The organism is Maritimimonas sp. 2405UD52-3 (assembly GCF_056591715.1).
Genome location: NZ_JBWQOL010000001.1, coordinates 221,843 through 245,002, shown reverse-complemented (window position 1 = coordinate 245,002; position 23,160 = coordinate 221,843). Strand labels below are relative to the sequence as shown.

The 23,160-nt window shown below is 32.2% G+C and carries 23 protein-coding genes; 12 read left to right on the top strand and 11 right to left on the bottom strand.

Going from position 1 to position 23,160, the window contains the following annotated elements; genetic code table 11:
- Positions 1-83: 83 nt before the first annotated feature.
- Entirely contained in the window at positions 84-647 is a 564-nt protein-coding gene (locus tag AC1EU5_RS01125) for a hypothetical protein (RefSeq protein WP_480190501.1), read from the top strand.
- A 140-nt stretch (positions 648-787) separates the two neighbouring features.
- On the opposite strand, the gene tyrS is transcribed toward AC1EU5_RS01125, so the two are convergent.
- Positions 788-2,092 (bottom strand): tyrosine--tRNA ligase, encoded by a 1,305-nt coding sequence (gene tyrS, locus AC1EU5_RS01120; protein WP_480190500.1) that lies wholly within the window; start codon positions 2,090-2,092, stop codon positions 788-790.
- An 11-nt stretch (positions 2,093-2,103) separates the two neighbouring features.
- Here tyrS and AC1EU5_RS01115 point away from each other — a divergent pair, with 11 nt between their 5' ends.
- Positions 2,104-3,183 carry an NAD-dependent epimerase/dehydratase family protein gene (locus AC1EU5_RS01115; protein WP_480190499.1) on the top strand — a complete coding sequence of 360 codons (1,080 nt, stop codon included), beginning with the start codon at positions 2,104-2,106 and terminating at the stop codon, positions 3,181-3,183.
- Here AC1EU5_RS01115 and AC1EU5_RS01110 read toward each other — a convergent pair.
- The 3 genes from AC1EU5_RS01110 to AC1EU5_RS01100 are packed head-to-tail and all read right to left on the bottom strand — an operon-like array spanning position 3,180 to position 5,734.
- Positions 3,180-3,659, bottom strand: a complete 480-nt coding sequence (locus tag AC1EU5_RS01110) for a DUF4296 domain-containing protein (RefSeq protein WP_480190498.1) — start codon at positions 3,657-3,659, stop codon at positions 3,180-3,182. The two genes, AC1EU5_RS01115 and AC1EU5_RS01110, sit on opposite strands and share 4 nt — an antisense overlap.
- A gap of 3 nt (positions 3,660-3,662) precedes the next feature.
- Positions 3,663-5,000, bottom strand: coding sequence for a dihydroorotase (locus AC1EU5_RS01105; protein WP_480190497.1), 1,338 nt, complete (start codon positions 4,998-5,000; stop codon positions 3,663-3,665).
- A 5-nt stretch (positions 5,001-5,005) separates the two neighbouring features.
- A complete protein-coding gene (locus AC1EU5_RS01100) occupies positions 5,006-5,734 on the bottom strand; it encodes a polyprenol monophosphomannose synthase (protein ID WP_480190496.1) in 729 nt (242 codons plus the stop codon).
- A 111-nt stretch (positions 5,735-5,845) separates the two neighbouring features.
- Between AC1EU5_RS01100 and AC1EU5_RS01095 the strand changes: the two genes are divergently transcribed.
- Together AC1EU5_RS01095 and AC1EU5_RS01090 are read left to right on the top strand one after the other, a co-directional pair.
- A complete protein-coding gene (locus tag AC1EU5_RS01095; RefSeq protein ID WP_480190495.1) occupies positions 5,846-6,508 on the top strand; it encodes a DUF4271 domain-containing protein in 663 nt (220 codons plus the stop codon).
- 23 nt (positions 6,509-6,531) lie between these two features.
- Complete coding sequence (locus AC1EU5_RS01090) at positions 6,532-7,275, top strand: uroporphyrinogen-III synthase (RefSeq protein WP_480190494.1); 744 nt, start codon at positions 6,532-6,534, stop codon at positions 7,273-7,275.
- Positions 7,276-7,340: 65 nt separating this feature from the next.
- On the opposite strand, the gene recA is transcribed toward AC1EU5_RS01090, so the two are convergent.
- From recA to rpiB, 3 genes are read right to left on the bottom strand one after another with little or no spacing between them, the layout of a single operon-like run.
- Entirely contained in the window at positions 7,341-8,345 is a 1,005-nt protein-coding gene (recA, locus tag AC1EU5_RS01085) for a recombinase RecA (protein ID WP_480190493.1), read from the bottom strand.
- Positions 8,346-8,405: 60 nt separating this feature from the next.
- On the bottom strand, positions 8,406-8,858 hold the full coding sequence (locus AC1EU5_RS01080; protein ID WP_480190492.1) for a GNAT family N-acetyltransferase: 453 nt from the start codon (positions 8,856-8,858) through the stop codon (positions 8,406-8,408).
- A gap of 3 nt (positions 8,859-8,861) precedes the next feature.
- A complete protein-coding gene (rpiB, locus tag AC1EU5_RS01075; RefSeq protein WP_480190491.1) occupies positions 8,862-9,296 on the bottom strand; it encodes a ribose 5-phosphate isomerase B in 435 nt (144 codons plus the stop codon).
- 822 nt (positions 9,297-10,118) lie between these two features.
- Between rpiB and AC1EU5_RS01070 the strand changes: the two genes are divergently transcribed.
- The 5 genes from AC1EU5_RS01070 to tatA all read left to right on the top strand — a co-directional run bounded on the left by AC1EU5_RS01070 (position 10,119) and on the right by tatA (position 14,817).
- Positions 10,119-11,165 carry an NHL domain-containing protein gene (locus AC1EU5_RS01070; protein WP_480190490.1) on the top strand — a complete coding sequence of 349 codons (1,047 nt, stop codon included), beginning with the start codon at positions 10,119-10,121 and terminating at the stop codon, positions 11,163-11,165.
- 74 nt (positions 11,166-11,239) lie between these two features.
- Positions 11,240-13,441, top strand: a complete 2,202-nt coding sequence (gene rnr / locus AC1EU5_RS01065; protein ID WP_480190489.1) for a ribonuclease R — start codon at positions 11,240-11,242, stop codon at positions 13,439-13,441.
- An 11-nt stretch (positions 13,442-13,452) separates the two neighbouring features.
- Positions 13,453-13,761: a heavy metal-binding domain-containing protein gene (locus AC1EU5_RS01060; RefSeq protein ID WP_480190488.1), complete on the top strand. Its 309-nt coding sequence runs from the start codon at positions 13,453-13,455 to the stop codon at positions 13,759-13,761.
- A gap of 128 nt (positions 13,762-13,889) precedes the next feature.
- Entirely contained in the window at positions 13,890-14,582 is a 693-nt protein-coding gene (locus tag AC1EU5_RS01055) for a head GIN domain-containing protein (RefSeq protein ID WP_480190487.1), read from the top strand.
- Positions 14,583-14,634: 52 nt separating this feature from the next.
- Positions 14,635-14,817 (top strand): twin-arginine translocase TatA/TatE family subunit, encoded by a 183-nt coding sequence (gene tatA / locus AC1EU5_RS01050; protein WP_480190486.1) that lies wholly within the window; start codon positions 14,635-14,637, stop codon positions 14,815-14,817.
- 53 nt (positions 14,818-14,870) lie between these two features.
- Here the strand turns inward: tatA and AC1EU5_RS01045 are convergent, their stop codons facing one another.
- From AC1EU5_RS01045 to AC1EU5_RS01035, 3 genes are all read right to left on the bottom strand, one after another.
- On the bottom strand, positions 14,871-15,389 hold the full coding sequence (locus AC1EU5_RS01045; protein WP_480190485.1) for a hypothetical protein: 519 nt from the start codon (positions 15,387-15,389) through the stop codon (positions 14,871-14,873).
- Positions 15,390-15,391: 2 nt separating this feature from the next.
- Complete coding sequence (locus tag AC1EU5_RS01040) at positions 15,392-16,330, bottom strand: SPFH domain-containing protein (RefSeq protein WP_480190484.1); 939 nt, start codon at positions 16,328-16,330, stop codon at positions 15,392-15,394.
- A gap of 100 nt (positions 16,331-16,430) precedes the next feature.
- Positions 16,431-17,336, bottom strand: a complete 906-nt coding sequence (locus AC1EU5_RS01035) for a spondin domain-containing protein (RefSeq protein WP_480190483.1) — start codon at positions 17,334-17,336, stop codon at positions 16,431-16,433.
- A 119-nt stretch (positions 17,337-17,455) separates the two neighbouring features.
- Between AC1EU5_RS01035 and AC1EU5_RS01030 the strand changes: the two genes are divergently transcribed.
- The gene (locus AC1EU5_RS01030) at positions 17,456-17,809 is read left to right on the top strand and encodes a 6-phosphogluconate dehydrogenase (RefSeq protein ID WP_480190482.1); all 354 of its coding nucleotides are present in this window, start codon (positions 17,456-17,458) and stop codon (positions 17,807-17,809) included.
- A gap of 9 nt (positions 17,810-17,818) precedes the next feature.
- Here the strand turns inward: AC1EU5_RS01030 and gltX are convergent, their stop codons facing one another.
- Positions 17,819-19,378 carry a glutamate--tRNA ligase gene (gene gltX / locus AC1EU5_RS01025; RefSeq protein ID WP_480190481.1) on the bottom strand — a complete coding sequence of 520 codons (1,560 nt, stop codon included), beginning with the start codon at positions 19,376-19,378 and terminating at the stop codon, positions 17,819-17,821.
- A 67-nt stretch (positions 19,379-19,445) separates the two neighbouring features.
- On the opposite strand from gltX, the gene AC1EU5_RS01020 reads away from it, so the two are divergent.
- Both AC1EU5_RS01020 and ybeY read left to right on the top strand, forming a co-directional pair.
- The gene (locus tag AC1EU5_RS01020) at positions 19,446-22,730 is read left to right on the top strand and encodes a DUF4175 family protein (protein ID WP_480190480.1); all 3,285 of its coding nucleotides are present in this window, start codon (positions 19,446-19,448) and stop codon (positions 22,728-22,730) included.
- Positions 22,723-23,136, top strand: coding sequence for an rRNA maturation RNase YbeY (gene ybeY, locus AC1EU5_RS01015; protein WP_480190479.1), 414 nt, complete (start codon positions 22,723-22,725; stop codon positions 23,134-23,136). The genes AC1EU5_RS01020 and ybeY overlap by 8 nt, the downstream gene beginning before the upstream one ends.
- Positions 23,137-23,160: the final 24 nt, after the last annotated feature.

Sequence of the window (23,160 nt, the reverse complement as noted above, 5' to 3'; positions counted from 1 at the left end):
TAAACTTTGTGTTTAATTTTGAAAAGCTCTACTATGTAACATAATGTTGATTATTAGAACTAATAGTTAGCCTATTAAACACCATGAAAATAAAACCGAACGCAGCTCCAGATGAATTGTCCTCACCATTTTATAAATTAAATGAGGAGTTTTGCTCTACTTTTGAAAGTTATATTGCCAGTAAAAAAGGACGGGTTAAAGGGAGTTATAATGCCTCATCATATCTTATTTTTGGGGAAATTTCAAATCCGAAAAATTGGAATTTAAAATATAAAAAATCAACCCTGTCATCAGGTAACTTATTGCTTTCATCAAAACATCAGAACTTAATTGTTATGGCAGAATGGGAAACTGAAAGAAAAGGTACGCATAATTCGGAATTTACAATAAGGAGAAAAACTAAAATGGATTCTTTAAAAAAAATTCTGAATAAATCAATTATGGAATTGGATTTCACAAAGGACTATATTCTCAAAACAAAGGACTCAAAACCGCAGCTGATTTTCAAACTAATTGAATCACTAAAAGACCTGTTTCTATCTAGTGAAATCCATAAAATCTATCACGGGAATGATATGCTAAAAATTGAAATGAATACAGAAAAACACCATTTTGATATTTTTGATAAGCTAATTACCGAAATATAATAGATATAAACTTAGGTGGCTATAATCCGTTGTTACTTCTCAAATTAATAAAAATTATTACTTTTAATCAGTTGATTCACTAACGGAAAATTCCTGTGGAATTTCCAAAAACAAAATCTTAGACGAAGCGATAAGCGAACTCATTCCGCCCTTAACAAAAAATAACTTTTCTTGCCTCTTTGCAACAAAACATAGGTATCAGCAATTAAATCTTTTTTAGTAATTAGATAATCTTCTTTTATCTTTTCTTTATTCACTGAGATACTATTCTCTTTTAATGCTCTACGTGCTTCTCCATTTGAGTTTAGAAAGCCGGTTTTTGCTGCTAAAGCTCCAATCATATCCAGTCCATTTTCTATCTCTGATTTAGATACTGAAGCTTGTGATACACCATCAAACACTTCTAAAAATGTTTGTGTATCCAAACCTTGTAAATCTTCTGCTGTTGATTTGCCAAATAAAATATTTGATGCTGCAATTGCTTTATCCAACTCCTCTTTACTATGCACAAATGCTGTTACCTCTTCTGCTAAGTTTCGTTGCAATAAACGAACATGTGGTGCTTTTTTATGTTCTATAATTAAAGCATCAATAGTTTCTTTATCTAGAAAAGTAAATATTTTGATATACTTTTCAGCATCTTCATCAGTGGTATTTAACCAAAACTGATAGAATTTATAGGTAGATGTTTTATCAGCATCTAGCCAAATATTTCCGCCTTCTGATTTTCCAAACTTTGAACCATCTGCTTTTGTAATTAACGGGCAGGTCATGGCAAATGCTTTTGCTTCTTCTGGGGCATTCATTCTTCGAACCAATTCAGTACCAGTGGTGATATTTCCCCATTGATCAGAGCCACCCATTTGCAAGGCACAGTTATAATGTTTGTGTAGATAATAAAAATCATACCCTTGAATCAACTGATAAGTAAACTCAGTAAAACTCATACCTAAACTTCCTTCTCCAGAAATACGTTTTTTAACCGAATCCTTCGCCATCATATAGTTCACTGTAATACGTTTACCTACATCTCGTGCGAATTCAATAAACGTGAAGCCCTTCATCCAATCATAATTATTGACCAATATAGGTCCATTTTCAGCACTGTCATCAAAATCTAAAAAACGTGCTAAGGTGTTTTTAATACCATTAACATTCTTTGCTAAGGTTTCTTCATTCAGAAGGTTTCGTTCATCTGACTTTCCAGAAGGATCACCTATCATACCCGTAGCGCCTCCTATTAATGCAATGGGCTTATGACCTGCTTTTTGAATATGTACCAACAAAATAATAGGCACCAGGCTACCAATGTGTAAAGAATCTGAGGTAGGGTCAAAACCAATATACGCCGTTGTCATCTCCTTTTGTAGTTGTTCTTCAGTACCCGGCATCATATCATGTATCATTCCTCGCCAGCGTAATTCTTCTACTAAATTTTTGGTCATTTCTACAGATTTTGAGCAAAGATATATTTATAGATGTTAATGGAAAAGGCAAATTTAAAAAAGACTATTTTCGCTTTATGATTCTTGTTACCGGAGGTACTGGATTGGTGGGTTCACATCTATTGTATCTGCTTTCACTGGAAAATGATGCCATTACTGCTATTCATAGAAATTCAAGTGATCTAGATGCCGTAAAACGCATTTTTGGATATTACACTAATGATGCTGAAGTTCTTTTCAATACGATTATTTGGAAAGAAGTAGATATTAATGATATTTCTGCTTTAGAAGATTTATTTCTAAACACATTTACCCAAATCTATCATTGTGCAGCTCTGGTTTCTTTTAACCCCAAAGACTATCAAAAACTTAGGCAGGTAAATATTAAAGGAACTGCCAATCTTGTTAACCTATCAATAGAAAATAAAGTCAATAAGTTTTGTTTTGTGAGCTCTATAGCTGCAATTGGAAAGTCGATAAACGGAACAATAATTACAGAAGATACAGATTGGAACCCAGAAGAAGAACACCATGGTTATGCAATTACTAAATATGGTGCTGAAATTGAAGTTTGGCGTGCTTCTCAAGAAGGGTTAAATGTGGTTATTGTAAATCCTGGAGTTATTTTAGGTACAGGTTTTTGGAAAACAGGCTCTGGAAAATTATTTGATACTGTCTCTAAAGGCTTTAGGTATTATACTGAAGGCGTTACAGGGTTTATAGGAGTTGAAGATGTAGTGAAAAGTATGATCTCTCTAATGAAAAGTGATATTGTAAATCAGCGATTTATTTTGGTTGCTGAAAATTGTTCTTTTAAGATAGTTTTATCCTCTATTGCAGATGGTTTAGGAGTAGAAAAACCTAAAGTAAAAGTTTCAAAAATAATGAGTGAGTTGGTTTGGCGCTTATCTTGGTTAAAAAGTTTTATAACCAGAAAAGAACCTTTATTAACAAAACATTCTGCACGCTCAGGACATCATATAAATGAATATTCTTCCGAAAAAATAAGAGGTGTTTTAGGTCATGAATTTAAACCAATTGACACTGTAGTTAAAGAAGTTTGTGAGAGATATATAAAAGAAAACTGCTAATCAACAACTTTTATTTCTTGCAATTCTTTTTCTGTTAGATTTTTCCTTTTTTCCTTGTTCTCTTCAATATCCTTATCTTTTTTTCTGGCTCGTTTAATAGAGTCTCTTTTCCAGATTGGAAGACTAGGGTCAATTCCTGCTGATTCAGGGTCATACTTCCACTTCAATTCTTGAAGTCGTTGATCAACTTTCTGAAACATTTTTTCGTAATCATTAGCCTTTGACGTGTAGTAAATATTGCTTCGTATAAAACGAGCACTGTCTATATTATACTTCTCTTGAATGAAAGGCATATAATTTATTTTACGCTGTAAACTTTTGTTTTTAACAGATTTAGCTGCATTGGCAATTAAAATCTCTGTCCATAAATCAACCATTTGATTTTCTGGTATCAAATCTTCTGGTTTTTTATAAATGGTTCTGCTAGTACAATTAAGTAACATAACAGCAATAAATATGTAGATAAAAGCGCGCATTCTTTACCTATTAAAGGTTAGTCGTTTTCCCTTAATTGTATCATCAAAATCTCCCTGGTTATATATCAAATACCCATTGACAAAAGTATGGGTTACCGTTGAACTAAATCTGGTTCCCTCAAATGGCGACCACCCGCATTTATATAAAATATTGTCTTTTGAAATTGTTTGTGACTTATCTAAATCTATGAGTACTAAATCCGCATAATAGCCTTCCTTAATATAACCGCGTTTTTCTATTTGAAAGAGTTTTGCCGGATTATGGCACATCTTTTCAATTAGTTTTTCAAGATGTATTCTACCCTCTTTATAGCATTCAAGCAGAGCGATTAACGTATGCTGTACTAAAGGACCTCCGCTTGGTGCTTTGGTATATACTTGTGACTTTTCTTCTAAAGTATGCGGTGCATGATCAGTAGCAATAACGTCAATTCTATCATCTAACAAAGCCTTCCACAATCCTTCTTTATCTTTTTTGGTTTTTACGGCAGGATTCCATTTAATATGAGTTCCTTTCTCTGTATAATAAGTATCATCAAACCATAAATGATGTGTGCATACTTCTGCAGTAATCTGTTTTTCTTCTAGAGGAATGTCATTTCTGAACAATTCTGTTTCTTTAGCTGTTGAGAGGTGAAATACATGCAAGCGTGCTCCTGTTTCTTTTGCTAATGCAATCGCCTTTGATGAAGATAAATAACATGCTTCCTCACTTCGGATTTTAGGATGTAGTTCTATAGGAATATCTTCACCATACTGCTCTTTTGCATGTGCTAAATTATTTCTAATGGTTTCTTCATCTTCACAATGCACAGCAATCACCATTTTTGTAGACGAAAATATTTTCCTCAATACCTTTTCATTATCTACCAACATATTTCCGGTTGAAGAGCCTAAAAATAATTTAATAGCAGCTACTTTCTTAGGGTCAGTCTTTAGGAGTTCTTCTAAATTATCATTGGTACCACCAAACATAAAAGAATAGTTGGTATATGAAGTTCTAGCTGCAACATCAAACTTCTCTTCTAATAACTTTTGGGTAGTTGATTGGGGTATAGTATTTGGCATTTCAATAAAAGAAGTAATTCCTCCAGCCACCGCTGCTCTACTTTCTGTTTCTATTGTTGCCTTATGTGTAAGTCCGGGTTCTCTAAAATGTACTTGATCATCAATAATACCTGGTATTAAAACTTTGTCTGATGCATCTATTACTTGAGCTGTTTGGTCGAAAATTTCCTTTTCAATTTTCTTAATAAATTCACCCTCAATTAGTACATCTCCTTTAAAGGTTTGTCCTTCGTTAACTATAGATGCTTTTTTTATAAGAATTCGTTCAGACATTCTAGTTACTTGCTTTTTGGTAGTCCTTTTAGTCGCATTTTAATCACTCCAAAAATGGCTTCTGAAATAATCCCCCCACTCATTTTTGAAATTCCTGCTGTTCTATCAGTAAAAATAACTGATATTTCTTTGATATTGAATCCGTGCTTCCATGCTTTAAATTTCATTTCAATTTGGAAGGCATATCCCACAAATTTAATCGCATTAAGGTTTATTGTTTCCAGTACTTTTCGTTTATAACAAACAAATCCTGCTGTAGTGTCTGCTACAGGAATTCTGGTAATAAATTGCACATATTTAGAAGCAAAATAGGAAAGTAGCAAACGTTTCATATCCCAATTAACAACATTTACTTCATTATTAATATATCTTGACCCCACAGAGACGTCTGCCCCTTCAGTGTGACATGCATTATATAACCGAACAAGATCTTTTGGGTTATGTGAAAAATCAGCATCCATTTCAATAATATATTCATAGTCCCTTTCAAGTGCCCACTTAAATCCATGAATATAAGCTAAACCTAATCCGTTTTTATCAGAACGAACCTCTAAGAAAAGATGCTCGTTAAATTCCTTTTGAAGATTCTTTACAATTGCAGAAGTACCATCTGGCGAATTATCATCAACAACAAGTATATCAAAAGCCTTTTCTTGAGAGAAAGTAGCTCTAATAATATGCTCTATGTTTTCCTTTTCGTTATAGGTAGGAATGATAACCAGTGTATTGTGCATTCACAAAAATTTGATTGGCAAAGGTACACTTATTCACAAGCATTTTTACACCTCAAAATTTAAAAATTTCTTAAATAAGGAGTACTTTAGCCTATAAAACAGGCCTCATAAATGCTTGAAGCAACAGATAGAATTATTAACTCAAAAGACTGGATCACATTGATTTTTTTATTGATCCTTTCATTATTTGTAATTGCCAAGTTGAGTAATAATGAACGGTTTACGAGGCTTTTTTCATTATTACTTTCAAGAAATTACCTTCTTATTTATGGAAAATTTTCACCATTAGTTGTCAATACCTTTCACATTTATTTTGCTATAATTCAACTTCTTATCTTTTCATTAGCCATTTTTATTGGTATAAAAGCTAATAATTCAATTGCTCATGAGTTTGAATTTTACTTCTTTTTAAACATTTTAGGTGGCGTATTTATTTTCATCGTTTCTCGCTATTTTATTGGTAAATTCTTAGCATCTATCTTTGATTTAGAAAAAGAACACGAGGGTCTTACATATCTTAAAATGAGTTATTTAAGTAATTTTTGTGTCCTTTTTTTTCCTATTTTGATCTTAGCTGTTTATTTATTCTATGATTCTACTATTTTTGCGATTATTTCCTCTGCTATAGCTATTTCTTTGCTACTTCTTTATTATGCTTTAATTATAAAAAACAATCAAAAGCTAATTTTTAATAATTTATTCTATTTTATTTTGTACCTTTGCGCCCTTGAAATAGCACCCTTAGTTTATCTATATAAGCTATTCATTGTTTAAAGGTTCTAATGATTTAAGAGTATATGAAAGTAAAAACAATTTTAGTTTCACAACCAGCCCCAAACGCCCAACAATCTCCTTATTTTGATTTAGCGGAAAAACAAAAAGTGAAAATAGACTTTAGGTCATTTATTCATGTTGAGGGCGAAACTTCTAGAGAAGTTAGAAATCAAAAAATAGACTTTGCGAATTTTACTGCTGTAATTTTTACAAGTAGAAATGCAATTGATAACTATTTTAGGTTAGCAGAAGAAATGCGTTTTAAGGTTCCTGATGATATGAAGTATTTTTGTCAATCAGAAGCAGTAGCATACTATCTACAAAAATATGTAGTATATAGAAAGCGTAAAATTTATGTAGGTCAAAGAACTTTTCAAGACATGATCAAATTGATCAAGAAGCATAAAGATGAAAAATTCTTATTACCTTCTTCTGATAAACTAAAACCTATTGTTCCTCAAATTTTAGATGAATTAGCTGTAGATTGGAAACGTGCGGTTATGTATAAAACTGTTGTAAGTGATTTATCAGATCTTAAAGATGTGTATTATGACATCTTAGTATTCTTTAGTCCTTCTGGTATTCAGTCTTTGTTTGAAAATTTCCCAGACTTTGAGCAAAACAAAACGCGTATTGCTGTATTTGGTAATACCACAGTAAAGGCGGCAGAAGAAGCAGGTTTACGAGTAGATATTGCTGCTCCAACTCCTGAAACACCATCCATGACAATGGCATTAGAGCATTATATTAAAAGTATTAATAAATAAATTTTACTTTTTGTAAAAATAAAAGCCCGCCAAAAGCGGGCTTTTTCAATTCATAATTTTACGTATTATGCTTCTGAAAGGGCTTCTTTAATTTTTCCTTCTAGCTCTTCTGCTAATTCAGGATTATCTTTAATTAAAGCCTTCACTGCATCTCTTCCCTGACCTAATTTTGTATCTCCATAACTAAACCATGATCCACTTTTCTTTACGATACCATAATCTACACCTAAATCTAAAATCTCTCCTACTTTCGAAATTCCCTCTCCATACATAATATCAAATTCAGCTGTTTGAAAAGGTGGAGCCACCTTGTTTTTTACCACTTTTACTTTTGTGCTATTTCCTACAACTCTATCTCCATCTTTAATTTGAGTTCTTCTTCTTATATCTAAACGAACAGAGGCATAAAATTTCAGTGCATTTCCTCCTGTGGTTGTCTCAGGATTACCAAACATAACACCAATTTTTTCACGTAACTGATTAATAAAGATAACCGTACAATTTGTTTTACTTATTGTACCAGTAAGCTTTCTTAACGCTTGTGACATTAACCGTGCATGTAAGCCCATTTTAGAATCACCCATTTCTCCTTCTATTTCACTTTTAGGAGTTAAGGCGGCAACAGAATCTATTACAACAATATCAATAGCACCAGAACGAATTAAATTATCTGCTATTTCTAGTGCTTGTTCTCCATGATCGGGTTGAGAAACAATAAGATCTTCTACTTCAACACCTAATTTTTCAGCATAAAAACGATCAAAAGCGTGTTCTGCATCTATAAATGCAGCTATTCCTCCCGCCTTTTGTGCTTCTGCAATAGCATGTAGCGTTAATGTAGTTTTTCCTGAAGATTCAGGTCCATAGATTTCTATGACTCTTCCTCTTGGATATCCACCAACACCTAACGCAATGTCTAAACCTAAAGATCCTGATGGAATTGCATCTACCTCTTCAATTACATCATCACCCAGGCGCATTACTGAACCCTTTCCATACGTTTTATCCAATTTATCTAAGGTAAGCTGAAGCGCCTTTAGTTTTGCTGATTTTTCTTTATCGTTTGACATATTTTTCTTGAAATTTTTATAAAAAATGAAGGGAACTAAGGTACAAAAAAAGATATGATTTTATTGATTTCTTAACATCGAAATATGAGGAATACCATCCTCTAAATACTCTTCACTAATTTGTTTAAAACCAAAAGATGTGTAAAATTTTTTTAGATAAGTTTGAGCGGATATTTTTATAACGTAGGTATTAAACTTTTCTTCAATAAAAGTAATTGTCTTTTCAATTAATTCACCCCCTAAACTATCTCCTCTAAATTCATGATTAACTACAACTCTACCAAAAGATGCTTCTTTATAATAGTCACCAGGTTTAAAAAACCGAGAATAGGCAATAATTTTATCAGAATTATTTTCGCCTAAAGCAAATACATGCAGAGCCTTTTGATCTTTATGATCTAATTCAGGGTATGGACAATTTTGCTCTACTACAAAAACATCAATTCGTAATTTTAAGATATTATGAAACTCTTGAAGCGAAAGTTCATTGAAAGCTTTACAATACCATTTCATATTCTAACAAGAAGTAGGTATTTTTTGTACTCTATTTTGATGTCTACCTCCTTCAAATTCAGTATTTAAGAAGATATCTACAAAACGCAAAGCTTGGTGTTGTGATACAAAACGGGCAGGGATACTAAGTATATTTGCATTATTATGTTGGCGTGCTAAAGTGACTAATTCATTATTCCAGCATAAGGCAGCACGAATTCCCTGATGCTTATTTGCAGTCATTTGAGCACCATTACCACTACCACAAATAATGATACCAAAGTCAGCATCTTTCTTCTCAACTGCATCAGCAACAGGATGAATAAAATCAGGATAATCTACACTAGATTCTTCATTTGTCCCAAAATTTTCAACGCTATAACCTTTACTAGTTAGAAACGTTATAATTTCATTTTTATAAGCAGTTCCTGCATGGTCGTTACCTATTGCTATTTTCATTTTATAAAAAATTAATACGTAAATGTACTATAAAAAGTAGGTTATAAACATAAAAATAAATGAATGTTAATTAAAAAACACAAAGAGTTAAAATACAATGAATTATGTATGAATGTAAATTGTTAAAAAACTAAGTAGTATTTCTTAAAAGATAATTTTGATTTAAAATTAAATTTTACAATACAAGTTCAATACTATATAAACCTAATTTTTTAATCATTTTTTTGAAGCTATTTATAAACATAAAAAATGCTATTTATAAAGTTTTTTTTAGAAATAATTATCAGAAAAAACAGTTAACTTCTAATATTAACCAGATGTTGATAAAACAGTAATTCAATCTGATTATAAAGCTTTTATAGTTTTAAAAATTGTTAACTAATGTTTACTCTTTTTTATAAGTGAAACATCAAAATTTAAATTCAAAAATTTATCTAACAAATTAACAGACTATAATAACAAACAATATTTTATTTTAATTTTTATAAAAATAAATATACTATTATATAATTGTTAAAAAGTTGTTTGAATAACACGAGTTGTTTTCTTTAAGATAGAGAAAGATACATTTGTTGTTAGTACCTCTTTTGTATCATTTTTAAATGAAGAATTAATAGTGATATATGAAATGAAGAACCCTAATAGGAAAATAACAAGAAATGTTATTAATATTCTATAGAATTTTTTCATTGAGAATCTGAATTATACCATAAAGACTTTATAATTTAGAAAATGTTACATTTTTTTTAAGAATCTTTTAACATTCAAAGTATTATAAGTCGTATCTTAGCTTACTATTCTTAAACACTATTTTTAGTAGATATGAGGGGAACTATCTTACTATTATTATTTATTGTATTTTATTATCAAGGGTATTCACAAATAATTACAACAATTGCAGGAAATGGCAAAACAGGATTTTCTGGAGACGGAGGAAAAGCTATAGATGCTAAATTAAATTTACCTGTAAACTTAACTTTAGATAGAGACCAAAATATTTACATAGCAGATACCCATAATAATAGTATTAGAAAAATTGACACAGATACAGGAATAATTACTACTATCGTTAGAAATGAAGATAAGTTTGCTGTAGATAGATTAAAATCGCCAACCGGTGTTGCTATTGATGACAAAGACAATCTTTATATTGCAGAATTAAAGAATGAACGTATACGAAAAGTAAATGTAGAGTCTGGTAATTCAATGACTTTGGTTGGAAAAAAGTCTGAAATAGAAGCTCCAAATATTAATTATGATTTACAAGGACCATTTAATGTAGTTTTTGATAAAGAAGGTAATTTATTTGTTTCTGTAACTGGAGATAGTAAAATAAGAAGAGTTGATTTTGCTACTGGAGACATAACTGATGTTGCTGGTACCGAAGAGATAGGATTTTCTGGAGATGGAGGTCAAGCTAATAAAGCTAAAATATATAACCCTACGGGATTAGCAATTGATAATGAAGGTAATTTATATTTTTCTGACAGTGGAAATGAACGCATAAGAAGAATTGATAGAACAACGGGAATTATTACAACAATTGTTGGAACAGGAGAGATAGGATTTTCTGGAGAGGGAACTGCAGCAAAAAATGCACAAGTTTCAAACCCTTTAGGAATTGCTATTCATAAAAATGGTGATTTGTATTTTGTTGATAGAGGTAATAATAGGGTTAGAAAAGTAGATTTAAAAACAGGGATTATTACAACGATAGCAGGCACAGGAAAAGCAGGATTTTCTGGTGATGGTGGGCCTGCAAATCAAGCAGAATTATCAAGCCCAACGGGAATAGGATTTGATAATGCAGGAAACCTTTATATAGTTGATAGAGGTAATAATAGAATTAGAAAAATTTCAGGTTTATAACCAAAAATATTTAGATTTAATAGAACCTTTAGACTAACTTCTAAAGGTTTTTTTATATAAACTCCCCAAACCAAATGTCAAAAAATAAAAAGAGACACTATAAAAAGAAAGGAAGTGTCATAAAAGATTTAACTGCAAAAATTTTAAAGTACCTTAATAAGCATTCAACGCAAGCTTATAATTATAAGCAGGTGGCTGCCTATTTAGATATTAAAGATAATAATGGTAAGCAACAGATTATTAAAAAGTTAGAAGAGTTAAAGCATCAAAACAGATTAGAAGAAGTAGATCGCGGTAAATATAAAATCATTCAGAATGAACATTATCATGTAGGTGTTTTAGATATGACATCTAATAAAAATGCCTACTTCATAACAGATGAATTAGAGCATGATGCTTTTATACCTGCTATTAATTTAAACAATGCCTTAGATAATGATACAGTAAAAGTGTATGTATATCGCCGTAGAAATAATGATCGTTATGAAGGAGAAGTTATAGAAATACTAGAACGTGCAAAGACTGATTTTGTAGGTGTGCTTCAAATGAGTAAGAATTTTGGATTTGTATTACCTGACAATCCAAAAATGTATGCTGATATTTTTATTCCAAAAAGTAAGATTAATGGTGCTGAGCATGGAGACAAGGTAATGGCACATATTACTGACTGGCCAGATAATTCTAAAAATCCATTTGGAAAAATAGTTGAAGTTTTAGGAAAACCTGGTGAGCATGATACTGAAATTCATTCTATTTTATTAGAATATGGCTTACCTTATAAATTTCCAGAAGAAATAGAAAAAGAAGCATCAAACTTATCTATTGAAATTACTAAAGAAGAGATAGCTAAGCGCAGGGATATGCGTGAAGATCTAACCTTCACTATTGACCCTAAAGATGCTAAGGATTTTGATGATGCACTTTCATTTAAAGTATTAGAAAATGGTAATTATGAGGTTGGAATTCATATAGCGGATGTTTCACATTATGTGAGGCCAAACACACTGTTAGATGATGAAGCTTATGCAAGAGCTACATCGGTATATTTAGTTGATAGGGTAGTACCAATGCTTCCTGAAATGTTATCAAATGGTGTTTGTTCATTGCGCCCTGAAGAAGAGAAACTAACGTTCTCTGCGGTCTTTGAAATCAATGAAGATGCAGAAATAAAAAAACAATGGTTTGGAAGAACAGTTACGTATTCAGATAAGCGCTTTGCCTATGAAGAAGCACAAGCAATTATTGAAAGTAAAACAAATACAATTCCTTCGAATGTGTCCTTAACAGCAGAAACTTATACAATAGATAAACCTATAGTAGGAGCTATTTTAAAATTAGATGAGCTTGCAAAAAAACTCCGCAAAAAGCGATTAAAACAAGGTGCTATTACATTTGATAGAATAGAAGTAAAATTCAATTTAAATAAACATAATGAACCTATAGGGGTTTTCTTTAAAGAATCTAAAGATGCCAATAAACTGATTGAGGAGTTTATGCTTTTAGCAAATAGAAGAGTGGCACAGTTTATAGGGAAAGGTAAAAACGGAGCACCAACAAGAAAAACATTTGTATATCGTGTACATGATGAACCAGATCCAGAAAAATTGGCTGGGTTGCAATCTATCATCAATAAGTTTGGATATAAAATTGATACTAAAACAAGAGCATCTACTTCTGATTCTTTAAATAAGTTATTGAGTGATGTTCATGGAAAAGGAGAAGCTAATATGATTGAAACATTAGCTATTCGTTCTATGAGTAAAGCAATGTATACTACTGATAATATTGGTCATTATGGTTTAGCCTTTGACTATTATTCTCATTTTACATCTCCAATTCGTCGTTATCCGGATGTGATGACACATAGATTGTTACAGCATTATTTAGATGGAGGTTCTTCTCCAAAGGCGGTTATTTATGAAGATAAATGTGATCACTCTTCAGAACGCGAATTATTAGCATCTAAAGCAGAACGAGATTCTATAAAATATATGCAGGTGAAGTATATGCAAGACCATATGGATCAGGAGTTTAAAGGTGTTATTTCAGGTGTTACCGAATGGGGAATTTATGTTGAGATTATTGAAAATAAATGTGAAGGTATGGTGCGCATACGTGATATAAAAGAGGATTATTATATCTATGATGAAAAACAGTATGCTTTGGTAGGACAAGCAACCCAACATTTACTGCAATTAGGAGATGAAGTAGTAGTAAAAGTTAAGAATACAGATCTTGAACGAAAGCATTTAGATTTTGAATTAATAGATTTTTAAATTTATTTGAAATGATTTTAACAACTACAGACACTATAGAAAACTTTAAGATAGTAGATTATTTAGGTATTGTAACTGGTGTAGATTTTAGAAGCAAAGAAACTATGAGTTTTTCAGATACTTTTAAGCCAGAAAAATATAATGAGATTTTTGAGAGAGCACTTAATAAAGCAAAAGAAGATGCTTTTCAACAAGTAAAAGACAATGCAAGAAAATTAGGAGCAAATGCTGTTGTAGGAATAAAAACTGATATTGAAGTTACCGCTCAATCGTATAAGGTTGTAGTTTCTGTTACTGGAACTGCGGTAAAAGTTGAATAAATATTTAATGAAATGTTTAGGGAAAAAATGGAAATAGGTTTGTTTATTTAACATAAAATTTAACAACCAACTTATACGAATATTACCTAAATAAAGTTGCTATCTTTGAATTTAAACTCCTCTTTCTTATGAAGTCTATTTCTTTCTTTAAAAAAGCATTTATTATTGCTTTATTTTTTAGTTCGTTTACGGTTGTATCACAAGAGCGCGTTGTAAACTTAGGCGATTTTAATATTGTAAAAGTTTTTAGCGGTGTTTCTTTAGAATTGATTCGTTCAGAAGAACGAAAAATAGTTGTACTAGGTGAAAAAAAGGAAAACCTTTCTGTAAAAAATACTAATGGTAAGCTAAAAGTATTTCTAAAATTTCCTGAAATTTATAATGACAAAGAAGTTATTATAAAATTATACTATGATCAAGATTTGGATATTATAGACGCAAATGAGGGAGCTGGCATTTCTTCAAATCAAGTCTTCTCTCAAGAGAACATAACTGTAAGATCACAGGAAGGTGCTTATATACACTTAAACCTTGATTCAAAATATGTTTCTGTTAAGACGGTTTCTGGAGCCGTTATTCGTTTACGCGGAAATGTAACAAATCAAGATGTTGAGGTTACATCTGGTGGTATTTATGAAGGTTATGAACTCAGTTCTGAAGTTGCTGAAGTTTCTTCTGCTTCAGGAGGTAGAGCAGAAATTAATGTAAGTTCTTTTTTAGATGCACATGTACGTTTTGGAGGGAATATTCACTATAAAGGAGAACCAACCAAAGTGAAAACTAACAAGATAATAGGCGGAAAGATTATTAACAAAGGATGATTTCTCTTTGTTTTGAATTAATTAGTACCTTTGTTTAGTAAATTATAGCAAGATGATGACTACATTAATATTTTTGGGTTTTGTGGGTCCATGGCAATGGATTATTATTGGCTTAGCCATTCTATTGCTTTTTGGAGGAAGAAAATTACCAGAACTAATGAAAGGATTGGGTACTGGGATAAAAGAATTTAAAGACGCTACTAAATCCGACGAAGAGGATAAAGCAAAAGAATAATTGTATTAAAATTATAAAAAGAAAGCCGGGCTATTTATTAGCCCGGCTTTTTGTTACTCAATAGTTTCCATTTTCATTTCATCCTTCGGAATTTTTAAAGATGTTTTGAAATTTGGAAGCACCCTGTCAGCAAGTGCTTTATCCTTTAACTTTTCAGCTTCAATGAAATACCAAATTTTTTCCTGTTCATTATAAACTCCTAGCAAAAAGCTTTTTGATTTGATACGCGTAGTATCACCCATTTTCATTTGGTTCGCGTTTTCAACATAACATCTGTATTCACCATCTTCTTTAACAACGCCTGATACATTTACAACGTCGGCTTTTTCAAATACAAAACCTTGTAGTTTCATATTTTCCATCATAGAAGAAATGGTAGTCTTAGCATTTTCTTTACCACCCATAACTTCCACAACTTGAGGAAACGTATGTTTTAGTAACAAATCGTAGTCTCCTTTTAAAGTAGCTTCAGCTGCTATTTTTGCATCTCTTTCAGCAGATGCTTTTAACTGCTCATTTTGCGCAAAAAGAATTCCTGATGCAAAAAATAAAATCAATAAAAATTTATTCATCATCATTCTGTTTCTGGTCCTTTCTTATTACGAGATTTTTTCATTGCCTCGCCAATCTGATTACTGGCCGTAAAACTAGCCACCATATCATTTAGCATTTGACTACCAGCCTGCGGCGAATTAGGCAATAAAATCAAATTACTATTTGTTTCTTGTCCTATTGACTGTAATGTATCATAGTGTTGGGTAACTACAATTAAAGCAGAAGCTTCTTGTGAGTTGATACCAACTTTATTCAACACCTCAACAGATTCTTCTAAACCACGCGCAATTTCTCTCCTTTGATCTGCAATACCTTGCCCTTGCAAACGCTTACTTTCAGCTTCAGCTTTTGCTTTTTCTACAATTAAGATACGAGCAGCGTCACCTTCAAATTGTGCAGCAATTTTTTCACGTTCAGAAGCATTAATTCTATTCATGGCCTCTTTTACCTGAGCATCAGGATCTATATCGGTCACTAGTGTTTTGATAATATCATATCCATAAGTCATCATAGCATCATTCAACTCTGTTTTAACAGCGATAGCTATGTCATCTTTTTTCACAAAGACATCATCTAGCTTCATTTTTGGTACCTCAGCACGAACTACATCAAACACGTAACTTGTTATTTGGTCATGCGGATAATCTAGTTTATAAAATGCTTCATAAACCTTATCTCGAATTACTTTATACTGTACTGAAACTTTCAGCTTCACAAATACATCATCTAAGGTTTTCGTTTCTACGATTACATCAAGCTGTTGAATTTTTAAGCTTAAGCGTCCTGCGATTCTGTCCACTAAAGGAATTTTAAGATGTAGACCAGAATGTCGAATGCTCTGGTATTTACCAAAACGCTCAATAATAACAGCTGTTTGTTGTTTTACAATAAAAAATACTAATGGAAGTAAGAATACTGCCAAAAAAATAAAGGGTATATACCCAATGAGTGATTCCATGGTTTTTGAATTTTAAAAATTGATTAATGAACTCTTGTAAAGATACAATATTAAGTACCTATTTACAAGACGCTTTTTAGGTAAAAAGTTACAAAATTGATTATCGAATCACTACTTTTTTAGTAGTTAAGCTACCGTTTTCTAAAAAAAGACGTAAGAAGTACAAACCGCTATTAAGTGTATCAAAAGTTAAAGGAATATTTGTCTCTAATTGATCAAAAGAATGTAATTTTTTTCCGTTCACAGAATAAATTTCTACTTTTTCAATGGATGCAGTGCTAAGATTTTTAACATATAATTTTCCATTTGTTGGGTTTGGATAAATAGCAATACTGTTATTTAAATTCTCATCTGGAGAGGAAAGAACAGGTTCTAAAATAAATACAAAAGTACCAATGATTGCATCTGAAAAAGGAGCAACTCCTTCTAAGCTCGAAATGGGTTGGTGAGGGGTTACATCAGCATTGCTAGAATTATATGTCGTTCCACTGTCAGTACCGGCATCAGTAGCGTATACATCTACTGAAAGAGATGGTAGCCAATTGCCAGCATTATCAGTTAATTTTTGATTTGCAATTACAGCAACCCAATCAGGACTTGGAGCTATCATAGTGATTAAACTAATATAGGGGAATTCAGCATCTAGCGCTACATTATTAATAGTAATGGTTCCTGGTCCGGAACCAAGACCGGATCCGTTGATTATCTGATTTGCTGCGCCAGCAGCAATTAATACATTAATTTCTTGAGTAAGAATATTTGTGCCTCCAGTTTCTGCTACTTGCTCAACTCCATCTGAAGCTAAAGCACCAATATTAAAAACAATAGCGGCATCTTGGTGTGTGGTACCAATTAAAGGAGACCAGTGTGCAGAACCAGAAGGATAATCTGTTGGGTGTGTTGTTGAAGACCAATTGCTAATAAATTCAACTTTATAAACGGCATCTTGAGCGGTTAGAAAAAAACAATTAAAGAAAAAAACAAGAAAAAGTAATTTACGTAGCATTATTGAATTAGTTTAAGTTAGTACAACTAAAGTCGAATAAAGCCAATTCAAATTACAAAGTTTAACACCCTTATAGTTTAGAAGAATTGTTTAATTTTATGAATATATAATCAAAACGAATGAAAAAATTTCTACTGACTTTACTGAGTACTTTACTATTGATTACTGTAGTCTATTTTCTTTTTGTCTATTATGCTACTTTTAGTGATGGGTACCGTTCTGGGGAGTTGATAAAAATAAGTTACAAAGGTGTGCTATTTAAAACATGGGAAGGTGAAATAAGCCAAGGTGTATCAGAATCACAACGATTTAAATTTTCTATTGAAAGTTCTGAAAAAAGTGTTATAGAGCAATTAAAAGATATGCAAGGACAAACAGTTAAATTGACATATAAAGAACGGTTTGCCACTTTTCCTTGGCTGGGAGACACAAAATATTTTATTACCCAGGTTGAGAAAGCGAATATCGAATGAGAGATTTTATTAGCTAAGGCTAGAAATAGCTATTTCTATACGTTTAACCGTTTCTTCTTTGCCAATAAGTGCGGCAATTTCAAATACATCAGGTCCCTGTAACGAACCTACCAGGCTTAAACGTAAAGGCATCATTACTTTACCAAAACCAATTTCTTTAGAAATAATCCATTCTTTTAGAGTAGTTTGAACAGATTCTACAGAGAAATCTTTGATCGTATCAATAACCGAAACCAGTTCATGCATTAACTCAGCTGTATCTTCTTTAAAAGCCTTTTTTGATGCTTTTTTATCATAATCTTTAGGAGCAACGAAGAAATAAGATGATAAATCCCAAAAATCAGAGACAAATGTGGCACGTTCTTTCACTAGGCTTACTACCTTAGTAATATAAGAAAGGTCATTACGAGGAGTTTCCGACGAAGTAATCTTTTCATTAGTAGCAGATTGCTTCATTTCATTCGCAATGACAGGTAGAAATAACTTAGCTAATTCACGATTATCCTTTTGTTGCAGATATTGCTGATTAAACCATTTCGTTTTATCAGGATTAAATTTTGCTCCAGATTTGCTAACATGCTCTAAACTGAAAGCATCGGTTAATTCTTGCAATGTGTAGATTTCTTTTTCTGTACCCTCACCTTCATTCCAGCCTAATAAAGCGAGCATATTTACAACGGCTTCCGAAAAATAACCATCTTCACGGTATCCACGTGAAACACTGTCTTCGGTTTTCCATTCCAATGGAAATACCGGAAAATCTAATTTATCACCATCTCTTTTGCTTAGTTTTCCTTTTCCAACGGGTTTTAATATTAGTGGTAAGTGTGCAAATTGAGGTGCTTCCCAACCAAAGGCTCTATATAATAAAACATGCAATGCTAACGAAGGTAACCACTCCTCACCACGGATAACATGTGAAATTTGCATCAGATGATCATCTACAATATTAGCCAAGTGGTAAGTAGGCATTCCATCTGATTTAAATAAAATTTTATCATCAAGAATGTTTGTATCTATTTTGATCTCTCCACGTATACTATCGTTTAAAATGAGTGTTTCATCCTGAGGAGATTTAAAACGTATGACATACTTTTCACCAGAATCAATACGTTTCTTTGTATCATCTGCGTTAAGCGACAATGAATTATCTAATTTTAACCTATTGTGCCAGTTATAGATAAAAGTTTTTCCCTTAGCCTCATGCTCTTTTCTATGAGCGGCTAAAGTTTCAGGTGTGTCGAATGCATAGTAAGCGTTCTCTGAATCTAACAGCTTTTGAATATATTCTTTATAAATATCTTTGCGTTCAGACTGACGATATGGGCCATATTCGCCACCAATACCAGGTCCCTCATCAAATGGAATGTTTAACCAGTTCAATGCCTGAACAATATAATTCTCAGCACCCTCAACATAACGCGTTTGATCAGTATCTTCTATACGCAATATAAAATCGCCCTGATGTTTTTTGGCAAATAAATAGTTAAATAAGGCAGTACGAACACCGCCAATATGCAAAGGTCCTGTTGGGCTAGGCGCAAAACGAACTCTAACTTTGTTAAGCATTCTGTTAAAATTAGGCAGCAAAGATACAGTATGGCAATGAAAATAGTACTTTTAGAGTTTATTAAATATGGCACATTTTAATACCATACTACAAAAAATACAAGAGTTCATAAAAAAGTATTATACCAATGAACTGGTCAAAGGCGTCATTCTGTTTTCGGCTTTTGGCTTGCTATATTTTTTATGTACTTTATTCGTTGAGCATTTTTTATGGTTGTCTCCTGCATGGAGGGCTACGTTATTTTTTAGTTTTATTGCTGTTGAACTGCTATTATTAATCAGGTTTATTGCAATTCCTGTTTTTAAACTTACAGGATTGAAAAAAGGTATTTCTTTAGAGGAAGCCTCAGAAATCATTGGTAATCATTTTCCAGATGTTGATGATAAACTATTGAATGTTTTGCAGTTAAATCAGTCTGATGATAAGTCAGAATTATTCCTTGCTAGTGTTGAGCAAAAATCGGCTCAATTACAACCTATTCCTTTCAAAACAGCCATTAATTTTGCAACAAATAAGAGATATTTAAAGTACTTAGCAATTCCTATATTAATATGGTTATTTACTTTGTTAACGGGTAACAATAGTTTATTTAAGGAGAGTTTAACTCGTGTGGTGAATTATCAAACCGCCTATGAACCACCGGCGCCGTTTTCCTTTCAAATATTAAATGATAACTTAAATGCAATTGAAGGGAAATCTTTTGAAGTATTGGTTGAAACTTCCGGAAGTATTGTTCCTGATAATGCACAAATCCATTTTAATAACGAAAACTATTTTTTGAAGAATAAAGGATTAGGTAGATTTTCATATGAATTTTCTAACCTGAACGAATCAGTGAGTTTTTATATTGAGAGCAACGGAATTAGATCTAGAGAATATACTATTAATCTAGTCAATACTCCAACTGTCACTAGTTTTGAAATGCAGTTAAATTATCCTGGTTATACACAAAAGCGAGATGAGGTTATTAAGAATACGGGAAATGCTATTGTACCAGAAGGAACGATAATAACTTGGAATGTAAATGCAAAGAAGACGGATTCTGTTCGGTTTATAACAACAAAAAAAGAACAGTTTGACCCTAAAGAGCCAAATGTTTTTGTTTTTAATAAGCAACTAAGACAGAGCACAAATTATCAAATAACCACTTCTAATGAATTTTTGGCAGACTATGAGAGGTTAGTTTATGGTATTCAAGTTATACAAGATGAGTTTCCAAAGATTTCTGTAAAGTCTGACGTTGATTCTATTTCTAGAGGCCCTATTCAATTTGCTGGTCAGTTAAGTGATGATTATGGTATCAATAGATTGAAAATCATCTATTATGATGCTGACAATAAAGGAGAACGCACTGAGAAACTAATCGAGATTAACAGATCTACTTTTGAAGAGTTTTATTATGTATTTGATCCGTTGCAATTAGCACTTGAAAAAGGTGAAAATTATACAATTTATTTTGAAGTATTTGATAATGACCGTGTGAATGGAAGTAAATCTGCAAAAAGCAATCTTTTTAATTATTATAATAAAACAAATCAAGAAATTACAGATGATCTGCTAAAAGAGCAAAAGCAAAGCTTGGATGAATTGGATAAGACCTCAAAGCAAACGGAAAAGCTGTCTAAAGATTTTGATGAACTGTCTAAAAAATTAAAGAATAAGAAAGATATAGATTGGAATGATAAAAAGGAATTTGATCAGTTTCTCAAAAGGCAAAAGCAATATCAGCAAATGTTCGAGAAACAAACAGATAAGCTGCAACAAAACCTTGAAGAGCAAAAAGATGTTGAGAATAATGAATCGTTAAAAGAGCATAAAGAGGAACTGCAAAAGCGCATTGAAGAAACAAAAGATCTTCAAGAAAAGGATAAGTTGTTAGAAGAGCTACAAAAGATGGCGGAAAAGTTGGATAAGGAAGGGATGCTTGACAAACTAGATAAACTAACACAGCGTCAAAAACAGGAAAAACGATCATTAGAAAGGTTGTTGGAAATGACCAAGAGATTCTATACAGAAAAAAAGGCTGCAGAGATTGCTAATAAATTAGACTCACTTTCTAAGAAGCAGGATAAATTATCAGAGAGTAAAGAGAATTCAAGTAAAGAGCAAAAGAAGTTAAATAATGAATTTAATAATATACAGAAGGGCTTAGAAGAACTAAGAGAGCAAAATAAGGAGCTACGTCAACCGATGGACTTTCCGAATACAAAACGGGACGAACAAGATGTTGACGAGAAAATGAAAGACGCTAAAGAAGAACTGCAAAAACAAGAACAACAAAGTAAGTCATCTGATCAGAAGGGAAACAAAGAGTCTAAAAACTCCCCAAAACAAAAACAAAAGTCAGCTGCTAAGAAGATGAAGCAAATGAGCCAAAATATGCAACAATCTATGATGCAAATGCAAGGCGAGGCTCTTAATGAGAATATTGAGTCTTTACGAGGTATACTTGAGAATTTAGTAATCTTTTCTAAAGATCAGGAACAATTAATGCTTTCTTTAGATGGTGTAAACTCTGCACACGCTTCTTTTCCTAAGAAGTTAAAAAAGCAACAAATTCTTAAGGAACACTTTGAGCATGTAGATGATAGTTTGTATACCCTTTCCTTACGTTTACAGCGCTTATCGGCTAAGATACAGGAAGATATAACAGAAGCACATTATAATATTGATAAGTCTCTTGAAAATATTGCAGAAAGTAGAATGCGTGCTGGTATTACCAATCAACAATACACGATGACTGCTGCTAATAATCTTGCTGATATGCTAAGTGATATGTTAAACAGCTTGCAAAATCCTAGTATGGGGCAGGGACAGGGTGAAGGAGAGTCTTTACCAGATCTTATTAAAAAGCAACAAGGATTGACAGAGAAATTGAAGCAGGGAATGAAAAAGAAAGAAGGAAATGATGGGCAAGAGCAGGAACAGATGACTGGAGAGCAATATCAAATCTATCAGGAACAGCAAGCTTTGCGAAAGGCGATGGAGGAATTGATTAAGGAGTCTGAGAAACCCGGTAACAAGGGAAGTAACGGTAAAGAGACGCTGAAGAAAATGAAAGAGTTAGAGGAGCAGCTACTAGACAAAGGATTTGATAATACAGTACTGCAACAGATGATGCAATTGGAATACGAGTTGTTAAAGCTTGAGGATGCTACTTTAAAACAAGGAAAGGATAACAAAAGAGAATCTGAAACTAATAAAAGAGACTTTAACAACGGAAAAATCGAAGAAATAGACTTCAGAAACTTGTTTTTTAACCCAGATGAAATATTAAATCGTCAACCACTACCTTTGCGTGGACATTACAAGAAGAAAGTACAGCGTTATTTTCAAGAAAGCAATGATTAATTTTTATTCTGAATCAGATTTTATACTTGAGGATCAAAAAGAGTTAGGGGATTGGATAGTTCAAGTAATTACTGATGAATCTTTTAAGCACGATGATATTACATATGTGTTTTGTAATGACGAGTATTTATTAGAAAAAAACATTAAATATCTGAAACACAACACATTAACTGATATTATTAGTTTTGATTATACTATAGGAAAGATGATCTCTGGAGATATTTTTATATCAACAGAACGCGTTGAAGAAAATGCTCAAGAGTTTAAGGTTCTATTTAAGGATGAACTACACAGAGTAATGGTACATGGTATTTTACACTTTTGTGGCTATAAGGATAAAACGAAGGAAGAGAAGGTGTTAATGCGCTTAAAAGAGGATTATTACTTATCTTTGCGCACTTTTTGAATAGGGATGTTCCACGTGAAACAT

What these genes read in the sequence shown, in the direction of transcription:
- AC1EU5_RS01125 (WP_480190501.1), top strand. Translation starts at nt 84, where the DNA reads ATGAAAATAAAACCGAACGCAGCTCCAGATGAATTGTCCTCACCATTT.
- tyrS (WP_480190500.1), bottom strand. Translation starts at nt 2,092, where the DNA reads ATGACCAAAAATTTAGTAGAAGAATTACGCTGGCGAGGAATGATACAT.
- AC1EU5_RS01110 (WP_480190498.1), bottom strand. Translation starts at nt 3,659, where the DNA reads ATGCGCGCTTTTATCTACATATTTATTGCTGTTATGTTACTTAATTGT.
- AC1EU5_RS01105 (WP_480190497.1), bottom strand. Translation starts at nt 5,000, where the DNA reads ATGTCTGAACGAATTCTTATAAAAAAAGCATCTATAGTTAACGAAGGA.
- AC1EU5_RS01100 (WP_480190496.1), bottom strand. Translation starts at nt 5,734, where the DNA reads ATGCACAATACACTGGTTATCATTCCTACCTATAACGAAAAGGAAAAC.
- AC1EU5_RS01095 (WP_480190495.1), top strand. Translation starts at nt 5,846, where the DNA reads ATGCTTGAAGCAACAGATAGAATTATTAACTCAAAAGACTGGATCACA.
- AC1EU5_RS01090 (WP_480190494.1), top strand. Translation starts at nt 6,532, where the DNA reads ATGAAAGTAAAAACAATTTTAGTTTCACAACCAGCCCCAAACGCCCAA.
- recA (WP_480190493.1), bottom strand. Translation starts at nt 8,345, where the DNA reads ATGTCAAACGATAAAGAAAAATCAGCAAAACTAAAGGCGCTTCAGCTT.
- AC1EU5_RS01080 (WP_480190492.1), bottom strand. Translation starts at nt 8,858, where the DNA reads ATGAAATGGTATTGTAAAGCTTTCAATGAACTTTCGCTTCAAGAGTTT.
- rpiB (WP_480190491.1), bottom strand. Translation starts at nt 9,296, where the DNA reads ATGAAAATAGCAATAGGTAACGACCATGCAGGAACTGCTTATAAAAAT.
- AC1EU5_RS01070 (WP_480190490.1), top strand. Translation starts at nt 10,119, where the DNA reads ATGAGGGGAACTATCTTACTATTATTATTTATTGTATTTTATTATCAA.
- rnr (WP_480190489.1), top strand. Translation starts at nt 11,240, where the DNA reads ATGTCAAAAAATAAAAAGAGACACTATAAAAAGAAAGGAAGTGTCATA.
- AC1EU5_RS01060 (WP_480190488.1), top strand. Translation starts at nt 13,453, where the DNA reads ATGATTTTAACAACTACAGACACTATAGAAAACTTTAAGATAGTAGAT.
- AC1EU5_RS01055 (WP_480190487.1), top strand. Translation starts at nt 13,890, where the DNA reads ATGAAGTCTATTTCTTTCTTTAAAAAAGCATTTATTATTGCTTTATTT.
- tatA (WP_480190486.1), top strand. Translation starts at nt 14,635, where the DNA reads ATGATGACTACATTAATATTTTTGGGTTTTGTGGGTCCATGGCAATGG.
- AC1EU5_RS01045 (WP_480190485.1), bottom strand. Translation starts at nt 15,389, where the DNA reads ATGAATAAATTTTTATTGATTTTATTTTTTGCATCAGGAATTCTTTTT.
- AC1EU5_RS01040 (WP_480190484.1), bottom strand. Translation starts at nt 16,330, where the DNA reads ATGGAATCACTCATTGGGTATATACCCTTTATTTTTTTGGCAGTATTC.
- AC1EU5_RS01035 (WP_480190483.1), bottom strand. Translation starts at nt 17,336, where the DNA reads ATGCTACGTAAATTACTTTTTCTTGTTTTTTTCTTTAATTGTTTTTTT.
- AC1EU5_RS01030 (WP_480190482.1), top strand. Translation starts at nt 17,456, where the DNA reads ATGAAAAAATTTCTACTGACTTTACTGAGTACTTTACTATTGATTACT.
- gltX (WP_480190481.1), bottom strand. Translation starts at nt 19,378, where the DNA reads ATGCTTAACAAAGTTAGAGTTCGTTTTGCGCCTAGCCCAACAGGACCT.
- AC1EU5_RS01020 (WP_480190480.1), top strand. Translation starts at nt 19,446, where the DNA reads ATGGCACATTTTAATACCATACTACAAAAAATACAAGAGTTCATAAAA.
- ybeY (WP_480190479.1), top strand. Translation starts at nt 22,723, where the DNA reads ATGATTAATTTTTATTCTGAATCAGATTTTATACTTGAGGATCAAAAA.